General features: G+C 64.0%; 13 protein-coding genes. 11 read left to right on the top strand and 2 right to left on the bottom strand.

All coding sequences use genetic code 11. The annotated features are described in order from the left end of the window. Positions 1–5 precede the first annotated feature (5 nt). The 8 genes from RLO07_RS02640 to RLO07_RS02675 all read left to right on the top strand — a co-directional run bounded on the left by RLO07_RS02640 (position 6) and on the right by RLO07_RS02675 (position 7,560). Complete coding sequence (locus RLO07_RS02640; RefSeq protein WP_462290587.1) at positions 6–1,256, top strand: acyl-CoA dehydrogenase family protein; 1,251 nt, start codon at positions 6–8, stop codon at positions 1,254–1,256. Between the two features lie 87 nt (positions 1,257–1,343). Further along, positions 1,344–1,808 (top strand): MaoC family dehydratase, encoded by a 465-nt coding sequence (locus RLO07_RS02645; protein WP_462290588.1) that lies wholly within the window; start codon positions 1,344–1,346, stop codon positions 1,806–1,808. Between the two features lie 48 nt (positions 1,809–1,856). Then, entirely contained in the window at positions 1,857–2,777 is a 921-nt protein-coding gene (locus RLO07_RS02650; protein WP_462290589.1) for an SDR family oxidoreductase, read from the top strand. 45 nt (positions 2,778–2,822) lie between these two features. Beyond that, positions 2,823–4,001 (top strand): acetyl-CoA C-acyltransferase, encoded by a 1,179-nt coding sequence (locus RLO07_RS02655; RefSeq protein WP_462290590.1) that lies wholly within the window; start codon positions 2,823–2,825, stop codon positions 3,999–4,001. A 1-nt stretch (position 4,002) separates the two neighbouring features. Further along, positions 4,003–4,980: an NADPH:quinone oxidoreductase family protein gene (locus RLO07_RS02660; protein WP_462290591.1), complete on the top strand. Its 978-nt coding sequence runs from the start codon at positions 4,003–4,005 to the stop codon at positions 4,978–4,980. Positions 4,981–4,990: 10 nt separating this feature from the next. After that, a complete protein-coding gene (locus tag RLO07_RS02665) occupies positions 4,991–6,154 on the top strand; it encodes an iron-containing alcohol dehydrogenase (RefSeq protein WP_462290592.1) in 1,164 nt (387 codons plus the stop codon). Further along, the gene (locus RLO07_RS02670) at positions 6,151–6,612 is read left to right on the top strand and encodes an acyl-CoA thioesterase (RefSeq protein ID WP_462290593.1); all 462 of its coding nucleotides are present in this window, start codon (positions 6,151–6,153) and stop codon (positions 6,610–6,612) included. Before RLO07_RS02665 ends, RLO07_RS02670 begins: the two co-directional genes overlap by 4 nt. A gap of 60 nt (positions 6,613–6,672) precedes the next feature. Then, a complete protein-coding gene (locus RLO07_RS02675; RefSeq protein ID WP_350145262.1) occupies positions 6,673–7,560 on the top strand; it encodes a bile acid:sodium symporter family protein in 888 nt (295 codons plus the stop codon). A gap of 114 nt (positions 7,561–7,674) precedes the next feature. Here the strand turns inward: RLO07_RS02675 and RLO07_RS02680 are convergent, their stop codons facing one another. Further along, positions 7,675–8,319, bottom strand: a complete 645-nt coding sequence (locus RLO07_RS02680; protein WP_462290594.1) for a TetR family transcriptional regulator — start codon at positions 8,317–8,319, stop codon at positions 7,675–7,677. A gap of 181 nt (positions 8,320–8,500) precedes the next feature. Here RLO07_RS02680 and RLO07_RS02685 point away from each other — a divergent pair, with 181 nt between their 5' ends. From RLO07_RS02685 to RLO07_RS02695, 3 genes are read left to right on the top strand one after another with little or no spacing between them, the layout of a single operon-like run. Next, positions 8,501–9,739, top strand: a complete 1,239-nt coding sequence (locus RLO07_RS02685) for a sulfotransferase family protein (RefSeq protein ID WP_462290595.1) — start codon at positions 8,501–8,503, stop codon at positions 9,737–9,739. Positions 9,740–9,759: 20 nt separating this feature from the next. Further along, positions 9,760–11,148 carry a hypothetical protein gene (locus tag RLO07_RS02690; RefSeq protein WP_462290596.1) on the top strand — a complete coding sequence of 463 codons (1,389 nt, stop codon included), beginning with the start codon at positions 9,760–9,762 and terminating at the stop codon, positions 11,146–11,148. Between the two features lie 54 nt (positions 11,149–11,202). Continuing rightward, complete coding sequence (locus RLO07_RS02695; RefSeq protein ID WP_462290597.1) at positions 11,203–12,042, top strand: SDR family NAD(P)-dependent oxidoreductase; 840 nt, start codon at positions 11,203–11,205, stop codon at positions 12,040–12,042. A 90-nt stretch (positions 12,043–12,132) separates the two neighbouring features. Here RLO07_RS02695 and RLO07_RS02700 read toward each other — a convergent pair whose 3' ends face one another. Continuing rightward, positions 12,133–12,333, bottom strand: a complete 201-nt coding sequence (locus RLO07_RS02700; protein ID WP_462290598.1) for a pyridoxamine 5'-phosphate oxidase family protein — start codon at positions 12,331–12,333, stop codon at positions 12,133–12,135. Positions 12,334–12,442: the final 109 nt, after the last annotated feature.

The raw sequence follows: 12,442 nt of genomic DNA on the forward strand, positions 1-12,442 counted from the left end.
ACATCATGGATCTTGGAATCAGTGACAAGTTGCAGCCCCTGCTGGCGCAGGTCAGGGCCTTCGTGGCCGAGGAAATCGCCCCGGTCGAGGAGGAATACATCGTCGAGATCGGCGTCGGCGACCGCTGGCAGTTCACCGCCCGCCAGACTGAAATCATGGAGACCCTGAAGGGCAAGGCGAAGGCCGCAGGGCTGTGGAATTTCTTCCTGACCGACGGCGAGCACGGCTCGGGATTGACCACTGTTGAATACGCCTACCTCGCGGAAGAGATGGGCAAGTCCCATATCGCCGCGGAGGTGTTCAACTGTGCCGCGCCCGACACCGGCAACATGGAAGTGCTGCACAAGTACGGCAGTGAGGCGCAGAAGCAGGAATGGCTGCAGCCGCTGCTCAATGGCGAGATCCGCTCTGCCTACGCGATGACCGAGCCTGACGTTGCCTCATCCGATGCCACCAACATCTCTACCAGCGCGGTACTGGAGGGCGACGAGTGGGTGATCAACGGCGAGAAGCACTATATTTCCGGCGCCGGCGACCCGCGCTGCAAGATCATGATCGTCATGGTCAAGACCGACCCGGACGCCCCCAAGCACCTGCAGCAGTCGCAGATCCTGGTGCCCATGAATACCCCCGGGGTGGAGAACATCCGCCCCATGCACGTGTTTTCCATGGACGATGCGCCCCACGGCCACATGCACCAGCGCTATACCAATGTGCGGGTGCCCAAAGAGAACATGATCCTCGGCCCCGGTCGCGGCTTTGAAATTTCCCAGGGTCGTCTCGGCCCGGGCCGCATCCACCACTGCATGCGCGCCATTGGCGCGGCGGAAAAGGCGCTGAGGCTGCTCTGCGAGCGCTCCGTGTCCCGCACCGCGTTTGGCAAGCCGCTGGCGCGGCTGGGCGGCAACATCGACATTGTTGCCAATGCGCGCATGGATATCGAGATGGCGCGGCTGCTGACCCTGAAGACTGCCTGGATGATGGACAATGTCGACCCCAAGGAAGCGCGGGTGTGGATCTCCATGATCAAGACCGCGGTGCCCAACATCTCCATCCGCATCGTCGACCAGGCGATCCAGATGTTCGGTGCCACCGGCGTCTCCCAGGATACGCCCCTGGCCACCATGTACATGGCCCAGCGCACTCTGCGCCTGGCCGATGGCCCTGACGAAGTGCACCGCATGGTGGTCGGCCGCAACGAGCTCAAGGGCTACATGCAGCAGCAGGAGGTCAATGCGACCTTCCGCGACGGCTGACCGCGCGAGTGGGGTGATCTGCATCGCGCAGGGCCCCGCACTCAATGCACACCTGCAACACAACGGAGATACAACAAGGAGCCCGGAATGGCCTTTACGATAGTCCCGAAAGAAGAGCTGGTTAACTACAAGGGCACCAAACTGGAGCCCAGCGCCTGGTCGACCATGGACCAGGACCGGATCAACACCTTTGCCGACTGCACCGAGGACCACCAGTTCATTCACGTGGATCAGGAAAAAGCGGCGCAGACACCCTTTGGCGGTACCATCGCCCACGGCCTGCTGACCCTGGCGATGTTGCCGAAGCTGTGCGAGGACCACGGCATCATGCCGGAAGGCGTGGTCATGGGTCTGAACTACGGCTTCGACAAGGTCCGCTTCCTGGCGCCGGTCAAGGCTGGCAAGCGGGTGCGCGGCCACATCGAGATACTCGACGTGCAGCCGAAGGATGACAAGCGCTTCCTGATCAAGCAGGGTATTACAGTTGAGATTGAGGACGAGGAAACCCCGGCGCTGGTGGCCGAGTGGCTGTCCATGGTGATCGTGGGCTGAACAAATTATCGCCCGCGGAGCGGGCTCCTACAGTAAGGAGAGGACGCAATGAGTATTCGCTATGACGGCAAGGTGGCCATCGTGACCGGCGCCGGCCAGGGCCTTGGCCGCTGCCACGCGATCGCGCTGGCCCAGCGCGGCGCAAAAGTGGTGGTCAATGATCTCGGCGGTTCCAAGGACGGCACCGGAGCCTCCAGCGAGGCAGCGCAAGCCGTGGTGGCGGAAATCGAGGCCGCCGGCGGCGAGGCGATTGCCAACGGCGCCAATGTCGCCAAATACGCCGAGGTGGAGGCCATGGTGCAGCAGGCCATGGACCAGTGGGGCCGGGTCGACATCCTGATCAACAATGCGGGCATCCTCCGCGACAAGAGTTTCACCAAGGGCAGCCTGGAGGATTTCCAGCTGGTGCTGGATGTGCACCTGATGGGTACCGTCAACTGCACCAAGGCGGTGTGGGAGATCATGCGCGAACAGGCTTACGGCCGCATCGTCGTCACCACCTCGTCCAGCGGCCTGTATGGCAACTTCGGCCAGAGCAACTACGGCGCGGCCAAGATGGGCGTGATCGGCTTGATGAATACCCTGGTGCAGGAGGGGGCGAAATACAATATCCGGGTCAACGCCCTGGCGCCCACCGCGGGCACGCGCATGACCGAGGGCCTGTTGCCGGAGCAGGCGTTTGAGCTGCTGACGCCGGAAACCGTGACTCCGGCGGTGCTGTACCTGGCCAGCGAGGATTCACCCAACCGCACCATTCTTGCCGCCGGCGCCGGTTCCTTTGCGGTGTCCCGCATCGTCGAAACGGAGAGTGTGTGGCTGCCGCTGGACGAGCAGACGCCGGAAGGGATTGCGGCGCACTGGGAGCAGATCAGCAAGCGGGACGGCGAGCGCGAGCTGACCGCGGGCTTTGAGCAGAGCATGAAAATGATTGGCGAGGCCGCGACAGGCCTCGGTATCAAACTCGACTAGAGCAACAGGCGCGTTCCGCCCAGGGCGGGGCGCCGGGAGAAAATTATGAAAGAAGCAGTGATCGTATCCACCGCCCGTACCCCGATCGCCAAGGCCTATCGGGGCGGGTTCAATAATCTCGGTGGCGCCAGCCTGGGCGCGGCCTCCGTGGCCGAGGTGGTCCGGCGCGCCGGTATCGACCCGGCCCGGATTGACGATGTCATCATGGGCAGCGCCCTGCAGCAGGGCGCCACCGGTAGCAACGTGGCGCGGCAGATTGCCCTGCGTGCAGGCCTGCCGGTGACAGTTTCCGGAATGACGCTGGACCGCCAGTGCTCCTCCGGCCTGATGGCAGTGGCCACCGCGGCCAAGCAGATCATGCACGATGGCATGAGCTGTGTGATCGGCGGCGGCCTGGAGTCCATATCCCTGGTGCAGAACGAGCACATGAACCTGCACCGGCTGGTGGATGAAGAACTGATGGCGATGCACCCGAACATCCACATGCCCATGCTGCAGACCGCGGAAGTCGTGGCCAAGCGCTACAACATCTCCCGCGAGGCCATGGATAAGTACGGCCTGCAGTCCCAGCAGCGCACCGCTGCCGCCTACGAGGCCGGCCGCTACGACGCCGAGCTGGTGCCGGTGACCTGCAAGCGCATCGTCTGGAACAAGGAGACCGGCGAGCAGTCCGAAGCCGAGGCCACGGTGAGCGCCGATGAAGGGCTGCGTGCCACCACCGCCGAGGGCCTGGCGGGACTCAAGACCGTGATCGAGGGCGGCACCATCACCGCCGGCAACGCCTCCCAGCTGTCGGACGGTTCCTCGGCGCAATTGCTGATGGACGCCAAAACCGCGCAGCAGGAAGGCCTGGAGCCGCTGGGCATCTACCGCGGCATCGCCGTGGCGGGCTGCGAGCCGGATGAAATGGGGATCGGCCCGGTATTCGCGGTACCCAAGCTGCTCAAGCAGCACGGTCTGACTGTGGACGACATCGGCCTCTGGGAGTTGAACGAGGCCTTCGCGGTGCAGGTGCTGTACTGCCGCGACAAGCTCGGCATCGACAATGACAAGCTCAATGTCAGCGGCGGTGCGATTTCCATCGGCCACCCCTACGGCATGAGTGGTTCGCGGATGATCGGTCACGCCCTGATCGAGGGCAAGCGCCGCGGCGTCAAGTATGTGGTCATTACCATGTGTGTCGGCGGTGGCATGGGTGCCGCCGGCCTGTTCGAGGTGGCTTAGCATGAAAGCAGTTGTCTGCAAGGAACACGGCCTGCCCGAGAAGCTGGCCTTCGAAACCAACTGGCCCGACCCGGAGCCGGGTGACAACGAGGTACTGATCGATGTGAAGGCGGCGGGTCTCAATTTCCCCGACGTGCTGATCATCCAGAACAAGTACCAGACCAAGCCGGACCTGCCGTTTATTCCCGGCGGCGAGTGCTCCGGCGTGGTGGCGGCGGTCGGCAAGAACGTGACCCGGCTCAAGCCCGGTGACAAGGTGATTTCCATGGGTTCCCACGGCGCCTTCTGTTCGCGCATCGTGGCGGACCACAACGCCGTGTTCCCGATGCCCGACGGACTCAGCTTCGAGCAGGCGGCGGGCGTCTCCATCACTTACTTCACTTCTTACCATGCGCTCAAACAGCGCGCCAATATCCAGCCCGGGGAGTCCCTGCTGGTGCTCGGCGCGGCCGGTGGCGTCGGCACTACCGCGATCGAGCTGGGCAAGCTGTTCGGGGCCAAAGTGATTGCCGCGGCCAGCACGGATGAAAAGCTCGAGCTGTGCAAAAAGCTCGGTGCCGACGAGGTGATCAACTACAGCAAGGTGTCCCTCAAGGATGCGCTCAAGGAGCTGACCGGCGGCAAGGGCGTGGACGTGGTCTACGACCCGGTGGGCGGCGACTTCTCGGAGCCGGCGGTGCGCAGCATGGCCTGGAAGGGACGCTACCTGGTGATCGGCTTTGCCAGCGGCCCCATCCCCAGCATCCCGCTCAACCTGACCCTGCTCAAGGGCTGTGCCATTGTCGGCGTATTCTGGGGCCGCTTCATGGCCGAGGAGCCGGAGGTCAACCTGCAGAACATCCACGCGCTGTGGGCCCTGTTCGCCGAGGGCAAGCTCAATCCGGTAGTCACCGACACGTTCCCGCTGGAGGAGTACCAGGCCGCCTACGCCTGTATGATGGAGCGCCGCGCCCGGGGTAAAGTCATCCTGACGATGTAGGAGGCCCGCGATGCAGCCGTTCGTGTTCAATACTGTGCCGCAGTTGATCTGCCGCCCGGGCAGTGCCCTGCAGCTGGCAGACAGCTGCCGGCGCCTGGGTGTCAGCAAGCCCTTGCTGGTCACCGACCCCGGGCTGGTGGCGATCGGCCTGGTGCAGCCGGTGCTGGCGGCGCTGGATGCCGAGGGGCTGCCGGCCATACTCTTCGACCAGGTGCGGGAGGATCCGCCGGAAGCGACGGTGGAGGCGGCGGCTGCTGTCGGGCGCGAGGCCGGAGTTGACGGCGTGATCGCCGTTGGCGGCGGCAGTTCCATGGATGTGGCGAAAGTGGTGGCAGTGCTGCTGGGCGGGTCCCAGCCGCTGGCCTCCCTCTACGGCGTTGACCAGGTACAGGGTGGCCGGCTGCCCATGATCCTGGTGCCGACCACCGCGGGAACCGGCTCGGAAGTCACACCGGTGGCGGTCATCACCACCGGGGAGACGACCAAGGCCGGGGTGTCCTCCGCGGTGCTGCTGCCCGATGTGGCAGTGCTCGATGCGGAACTCACCCTGGGCCTGCCGCCGGCGGTGACCGCGATGACCGGGGTCGATGCCATGGTCCATGCCATCGAGGCCTACACCTCGAAAGTGAAAAAGAATCCCCTGTCCGACAATCTGGCGCGGGAAGCCCTGCGCCTGTTGGGAACCCATATTCGCGCCGCGGTGCACACCGGCAGCGACCGCGAGGCCCGCGCCGGCATGCTGCTGGGCGCCTGCCTCGCGGGGCAGGCCTTTGCCAACGCCCCGGTGGCGGCGGTACATGCGCTGGCCTACCCCCTGGGCGGCCACTACCACATCCCCCACGGCCTCACCAATTCCCTGGTGCTGCCCTCGGTACTGGCATTCAACATGCCGGACGCCGCGCCCCTGTATGCCGAGCTCGCGGAGATCCTGGTCCCTGGTGTCAGCGGCGGTGTTGAAGCCCGCGCCGCCGCCCTGGTGCTCGCCATCCGCGGCTTGATTGACGACGTGCAACTCCCCGCAACCCTCGAGGCTGCCGGTGTGCCGGAACAGGATCTGCCGATGCTGGCAGAAGATGCCATGCTGCAGCAGCGGCTGCTGGTCAACAATCCGCGGGAGGTGGCTCTCGCCGATGCCCTGGACATCTACCGCGCCGCCTACGGGGCTACCGCATGAGCAGGCGCCCGCAGCGCAGTGACTACAAGGTCTTCTACCCGATCAGCACCCGCTGGTCCGACAACGACATCTACGGCCACATCAACAACGTGGTGTATTACTCCTACTTCGATTCCGTCGCCAACCGCTATCTGATCGAGGAGGGCGGGCTGGATATCACCGACGGCAAGATCGTCGGCTACGTGGTGCAGTCCGGCTGCGACTACCACGCCCCCGCCAGCTACCCGGAAGCCATCGAAGGCGGCCTGCGGGTGGATCGTCTCGGCAACAGCTCGGTGCAGTACGGCATCGCCATCTTCCGCCAGGGCGAGGACGAGGCCCTGGCCCACGGCCACTTTGTTCACGTCTTTGTCGACCGCGCGGCCAACAAGTCGGTGCCGATTCCCCAGGAATTGCGGGTGGCGCTGGCAAGGTTAACATTGGGGTCAGGTCTTGCGAGACCTGACCCCCACCAGTGACCTCAAACTGCAAACGGATGTCTCCGAACCCCGCCTTCAGATCACCAGGAAACAGTATGAATGGGCGATTTTTACGTAGAGCATGAATACTGGGTTGCCGTCTTCCAGCTGGTAACGGCAATGCTGGGAATGGGGGCCACACTCACAGCCAGGGATTTTCGCGACGTAGTACGAGAACCTGGTGCCGTCACGCTGGGGATGGTTGTGCAGTTAGTACTGGTACCCCTCGCTACATTCGGGTTCTTGCGTCTGCTGGGAGTTCACGGCGGCGTGGCGGTGGGGGTTGCGCTTATCGCCTCTATCCCCGGTGGTACCACCTCCAATATCTTTACCTACTTTGCACGCGGTAACAGCGCTCTCTCGATCAGCATTACCGGCCTGACTACGTTGGCCTGCCTGATCACAACCCCGCTGATACTTGCAGCGTTGATCAGCGATAATTTGCCGGCGGATTTCACCATGCCAACCGGCCGGATTGTCAACGAAATCGCCTTTACGCTGCTGTTGCCGCTGGCGCTCGGGATGTTGTATCTCTACCTTTACCCGCGACAGGCGGTGGCAGTGTCGAAGTGGTGTATCAGGGCCTCGTTGTTTGGCATCGTCCTGATCGTAGTCGGTTCCATGAGCGCCGGACGCCTGAATCTCGCGGCCTTTGGCATGGATAATGCGCTGCTGGTGGTGTATTTCACCCTTGCGCTCACGGCGACGGGGTGGCTTGCGGCACGCCTGTTCACACTTTCCCGGCCGGACTCCATCGCCATAGGATTGGAGGTCATTGTTCGCAACGTTAACCTGGGCGTGCTGTTGAAGGCGTCACTTTTCCCGGCCTCGACAGCGGCCACGGCCCAGCTGGGTGATACTGTGCTGCTAACGCTGTTGCTGTACGGTAGTCTGCAGATGATCATCGCTGCGGTACTGATCATGTTTCATCGCAAGCAGGTGGGGTAAAAAAGGGCAAGGGACTGGCTGCCTTAAAGTATCCATGGGTAAGAGTTTGCGGCGCTTTTGGACAGATTGGCTCGGGCGCGGTGGATTCGAAGCCTGGGGTCCTGCCCCCGTTTTCTATTTCAGCAAGTAGTTCAGCAGCAGCCTTAGCATTTCCCGCTGAAAGGCCGGGTCCTCCAGCGCCTGGGGCCGCTCCGCCAGCGCCGACTGCAGACAGGCATCCAGACTGCGGCGGGCGATGAACGCCATGGTGTCGATATCGCCCTTGCGCAACTGCGCCCGGTGACGGCGCAGGAAGCCCGGGAACCATTGCTCCCATGAGGGGTTGGCCAGAGACTGGGTCAGCTCGTTCACGCGTGCGCGGATATCCAGGCTCTGCTGGTACTGCAGGTAGAAGTCTGGGTACATCCGGTATAGCTGCAGCAGCAGCGCGACTTCGAGGTCGATGATCGCCGCCAGGGTGGCTTCCAGGCCCTGGTCGGTCAGGGCGTGAATGCGGGCGAACTCGCTCTCGGTTTGCGCCACCAGCCCCGCCATGCGCTCTTCGTAGACATCCGCCAGCACTGCTTCCTTGTTGGGGAAATACTGGTACAGGGAGGCGATATTTATGCCGGCGACATCGGCGATACGCTGGGTGGTAAGTCGATCGGGACCCTCTGTTTCCAGGATTTGCAGGCAGGCTTCGCGGATGGCGCGCACCAGGGTCTGGGAGCGCTGCTGCCGCGGGCGTTTGCGCGGTTGCGGGAGCCCCGTGTCGCTCATCGTCTGCTCCAGTGGCGGCGAAAATGTAAGTGGAGTGGGTTCACTGCCGGAAGGGCTCCGAAAAAATCAATAAATACATGAAGATACAACCAACAGCGCGATGTCGAAACCGCAGTTGCCAGCGCCGGCCAGAGGGCTAGAGTACTGTATTCCGATGCGATGACAACTGCCTGCGAGCGCCATGTATTTCGACTTCGATTATTACTTCCGTCTGCTGCGCCACGTCTGGGGCCTGAAACACTGGCCGGGCCGGCGGCGCTTGTTGCTGCGCTTGCTGGTCACCACGCCGCTGGCGACCCTGTTCCACAGCCTCTGTTTCCTGCTCGACTACGTCTTGTTCCCGCGGCTGTGGACGCAAAAGGTCAAAACCCCTGTATTCATTGTCGGCCACGCGCGCAGCGGCACCACCCTGATGCACCGCCTGCTGGCGGCGGACGGCGAGCGTTTCAGTTACTTTCTCTACTGGGAGACCCTGTTCCCCTCGCTGCTGCAGAAAAAAGTTATTCGCTGGCTGGGGCAGGCCGACAGCCGACTCCTGGGCGGCTTCATTCACCGCACACTCAAGGCCTGGGATGACAAGACCTTCGGCCCCTTCCGCCACATCCACAACATGAGCCTGTGGACCTCGGAGGAGGACCAGTTCGCCATGCGCGCTGCCTTTGTCACCCAGCAGTGGGCGACGGACCTGCCGGTGATGGATGTGCTGGACCTGTTCCACCTTGACCAGATGCCCGCCAAGCGCCGCCGCTGGTTGCACCACTACCGGGAACTGGTGAAACGCCAGCTGCTGCTGAACGGCGGCGACCGCATCCACCTGAGCAAGAACCCGGTGATGAGCGGCTGGGTCGGTTCGCTGATCGAATTTTTCCCGGACGCACGCATCGTGGTCATGGTGCGGGATCCCGCCGAGTGCGTGCCCAGCCTGCTGAAACTGGTGGAAATCTCCTGGAAGAGCCGCGGCTGGCAGAAGGCCGACTACGGCCACTCCCTGGACATGCTGCTGGAAACCTCCTTCGAAAGTTTTCACAACCCGGCGGCTCAGCTCGCCCGACACGCGGCTACCCCCCACGCCTTCGTCGATTACCGGGAGCTTACCGCGCGGCCGCGGGAAACCGTGCATGCGGTCTACGCTGCCTTGGGCATGACCGTGAGCGACACTTTCGACAACTATTTGCAGGCCAATGCCGAGCGCGAAAAAAGCCACCATTCCAGGTTCGAATACAGCCTGGGCGAATACGACCTGTCCAGTGAATTGCTGGAGCAGCGGCTGGGCCCCTTCTATGACCGCTATGGTTGGTTGCGGGCGGCTGGGCCCCAGCCAGGTAAGCCGCAGGCGACTGAGGTCCGGGCGGACGGGCCCCGCGAGACCGCGACCGGCGCCGATGATGCAGCGCCGTCAGCCACCGCGACTGAAACATAAAAAACCGACCACGGAGAATCATGCGCATGCCCCACCCCGAGAGTACCGCCGCCACCCGCGAGTCCCTGCGCGCGGCCTTCGACGACATGATCCAGTGCTTCCAGGAAGCACGCGACGCCATCGACGATCCGGCCCTGTACCCGCCGCCGCCCACGGACCGCAATCTGGCGGAGGGTTACCGCTACGTGGCCGGGTTCATGCTCAATGCGATTGAGCGGGCGCTGGCGGACCCGCTGTATCCGCGCTTCCGGCGTGCGATCCAGCCGATGAACCGCTCCACCATCGACAATGCCGACGCGGTCTACCTGGGGGTGGAGATCGACGGCAACTACAGCTACCGCATTCGCGGCCGCGCTGCCGACACCCGGCACTGGCGCGGGGAGGCGCCGGCGGCGGGCACCACCGCGCCCCAGTACGTGATTTTCGAGCTGGCCAGCGGCTACTCCGGCGACAGCGGCAAGCTGTCGGAGATGCAGCCGGGTACCCGTATCAATACCAGTACCCTGGACAGCAGCAAGCTGCAGGTGGAAGCGGATGGCAGCTTCGAGATCCTGGTGGCGCCGGAGCAGCCCGAGGGCTACAGCGGCAATTTCATGCTCAGCAAGCGCAGCAGCCGCGGGGTGGAGCATGTGGGCCGCTTCCTGACCTGCCGTGAGCTGTTCCACGACTGGGCCAACCAGGACCTGCTCGATCTGGAGATCCTGCGCATTGGCTGCGAGCAGGAACCGCGTCCGCCTATCGACCCCGCAGGCGCCGAACACATGCTGCGGGAGATCGGCCGTATCGCCCGCAATCAGGTCCACTTCTGGAATGCCTTCAATACCATTACCCTGGAAACCTACGGCCAGGTGCCGGGCGGCATCAGCGAGCGCATGGGCCTGGACAAACCGTTCATGCCGGTGAACGACATGAACCCGCCCAATGTGCTGGGTATCGCCACCGGTGGCGGCCAGAGCAGCAACATCTACGCCGGCGGCACCTACCTGCTGGAAGATGACGAGGCGCTGGTAATCGAGACCCGCACGCCGATCGAGCCGCACTTCCTCGGTTTCCACCTGGCCAACCTGTGGGGAGAGTCGCTGGACTTCGAGAGTTACCCCAGCAATATCAACGCGCACTTCGTGGAAACCGATCCCGATGGCGCCCGGCGCTGGGTGGTCTGTCACCGCGACCCGGGTGTCGCCAACTGGGTGAGTACCACCGGGGTCCCCCACGGCTACACCAGCATGCGCTGGACCTATCCCGAGCAGCCACCAAAGGAACAGTGGCCGACGCTGACCGCAAGGAAAGTGCCCTTTGACGAAATCCGCGCGCACATGCCCCATGCGCGGATTGTCACAGCCGAGGAGCGAGCCGCCCAGCGCTTGCTGCGCCATCGCCATGTGCAGCGCCGCTATCGGCAGTACTGAGCAGAATTCACACCTGATCCGCAACCCTGCAGCACAAGCATAAAGGAGAACAGCATGGGACAACTGACGGGAAAGACCGCCCTCATCACCGGTGCCAGCCGCGGTATCGGCCAGGCCATTGCCACCCGCTTTGCCGCCGAAGGTGCGGCGGTGGTGCTGTGCGCGTCGCGCCTGGGTGCCCACGGCGATCTGCCGGGCACCCTGGAAGGTGCGGTGGCGGCGATCAATGCCAGTGGCGGCCGGGCGGCGGCGGAGGTCTGTGACCTGCTGGACCCGGAGGCGCGCGCCGACCTGGTAGCCAGGGCCGCGGCACACTTCGGCCCCATCGATATCCTGGTGAACAATGCGGCGGGTTCCAGCATGGATCTGCCCAGCAGGGTCACGACCGCGAAGCGCAACCTGATGCTCGACCTCAACCTGAACGTACCCATGGAACTGGCCCAGCAGGCGCTACCCGGGATGCGGGAACGCGGTGCGGGCTGGATCCTCAGTATCAGCAGCGCCACGGTCAACCAGCCCCTGCCGCCCTATCGCGACAGTCGCGAGGCGGCACTGGTGATCGCCGCCTACGGTGCCAGCAAGGCGGCGCTGAACCGCTACAGTGAGGGCCTGGCGCACGAGCTGGCGCCAGAGAACATCTTCGTGAATACCCTGGCGCCGGAAAGTATTGTGCTCACCCCCGGGGCCGAGTACGTGCGCGACATCGCCCGCCGTCACCCGGACTGGGCCGAGCCCATCGAGATGATGGCGGAGGCGGCGCTATCCTTGTGCTCCGGCCGCCATGTGGGGCAGATGGCCTACAGCCGGCAGTGGGTGCTGGCGCTGGGGCTGTCGGTACGCAGCCTCGATGGCCGGACCGTGCTGGGGGATGCGTTTCTGCCCGCGGACATATAGGTGGGGCCGCGCAGGAGGGTGGGGCCGCCGAGGCCGGGCCACGTAGGCGGCCCAGGTCGGCCCGGCCCGACCAGGCAGGCGGACCCGCCTTCAACCGAATCGACCACCGTACAGCTTGGGGCTGGAAACCTGCTGCGGATGGATCGTGATGATGACCCGCTCAGCGCCCGGCGCGTCCAGATCCTCCGGTGGTTCCGCGCCACCTGAACCGGCCATGAATTGACGCCGGAAGAAGCTGCGGTCAGTGTCGTCCTGCAGGCTGGCGTGACCGCGAATCTCGACGTAATCCATGATGTTGGTCCTGGAAACAACGCAGAAAGCCACGCGGTCGTCGGCCTCCAGATTCCGGTACCAACAGAGAACGGCACAGGGTAAAGAAATCGGCAGCGGGGGGGTAACT

The sequence above is a fragment of the Haliea sp. genome (genome assembly GCF_040221975.1).
Taxonomy (GTDB): domain Bacteria; phylum Pseudomonadota; class Gammaproteobacteria; order Pseudomonadales; family Halieaceae; genus Haliea.

Bases quoted from the DNA above. Each gene is read 5' to 3' on its own strand.
- RLO07_RS02650 (WP_462290589.1), top strand. From the start codon at position 1,857: ATGAGTATTCGCTATGACGGCAAGGTGGCCATCGTGACCGGCGCCGGC.
- RLO07_RS02680 (WP_462290594.1), bottom strand. From the start codon at position 8,319: ATGAGCGACACGGGGCTCCCGCAACCGCGCAAACGCCCGCGGCAGCAG.
- RLO07_RS02700 (WP_462290598.1), bottom strand. From the start codon at position 12,333: ATGGATTACGTCGAGATTCGCGGTCACGCCAGCCTGCAGGACGACACT.
- RLO07_RS02655 (WP_462290590.1), top strand. From the start codon at position 2,823: ATGAAAGAAGCAGTGATCGTATCCACCGCCCGTACCCCGATCGCCAAG.
- RLO07_RS02685 (WP_462290595.1), top strand. From the start codon at position 8,501: ATGTATTTCGACTTCGATTATTACTTCCGTCTGCTGCGCCACGTCTGG.
- RLO07_RS02640 (WP_462290587.1), top strand. From the start codon at position 6: ATGGATCTTGGAATCAGTGACAAGTTGCAGCCCCTGCTGGCGCAGGTC.
- RLO07_RS02665 (WP_462290592.1), top strand. From the start codon at position 4,991: ATGCAGCCGTTCGTGTTCAATACTGTGCCGCAGTTGATCTGCCGCCCG.
- RLO07_RS02645 (WP_462290588.1), top strand. From the start codon at position 1,344: ATGGCCTTTACGATAGTCCCGAAAGAAGAGCTGGTTAACTACAAGGGC.
- RLO07_RS02695 (WP_462290597.1), top strand. From the start codon at position 11,203: ATGGGACAACTGACGGGAAAGACCGCCCTCATCACCGGTGCCAGCCGC.
- RLO07_RS02670 (WP_462290593.1), top strand. From the start codon at position 6,151: ATGAGCAGGCGCCCGCAGCGCAGTGACTACAAGGTCTTCTACCCGATC.
- RLO07_RS02660 (WP_462290591.1), top strand. From the start codon at position 4,003: ATGAAAGCAGTTGTCTGCAAGGAACACGGCCTGCCCGAGAAGCTGGCC.
- RLO07_RS02675 (WP_350145262.1), top strand. From the start codon at position 6,673: ATGGGCGATTTTTACGTAGAGCATGAATACTGGGTTGCCGTCTTCCAG.
- RLO07_RS02690 (WP_462290596.1), top strand. From the start codon at position 9,760: ATGCGCATGCCCCACCCCGAGAGTACCGCCGCCACCCGCGAGTCCCTG.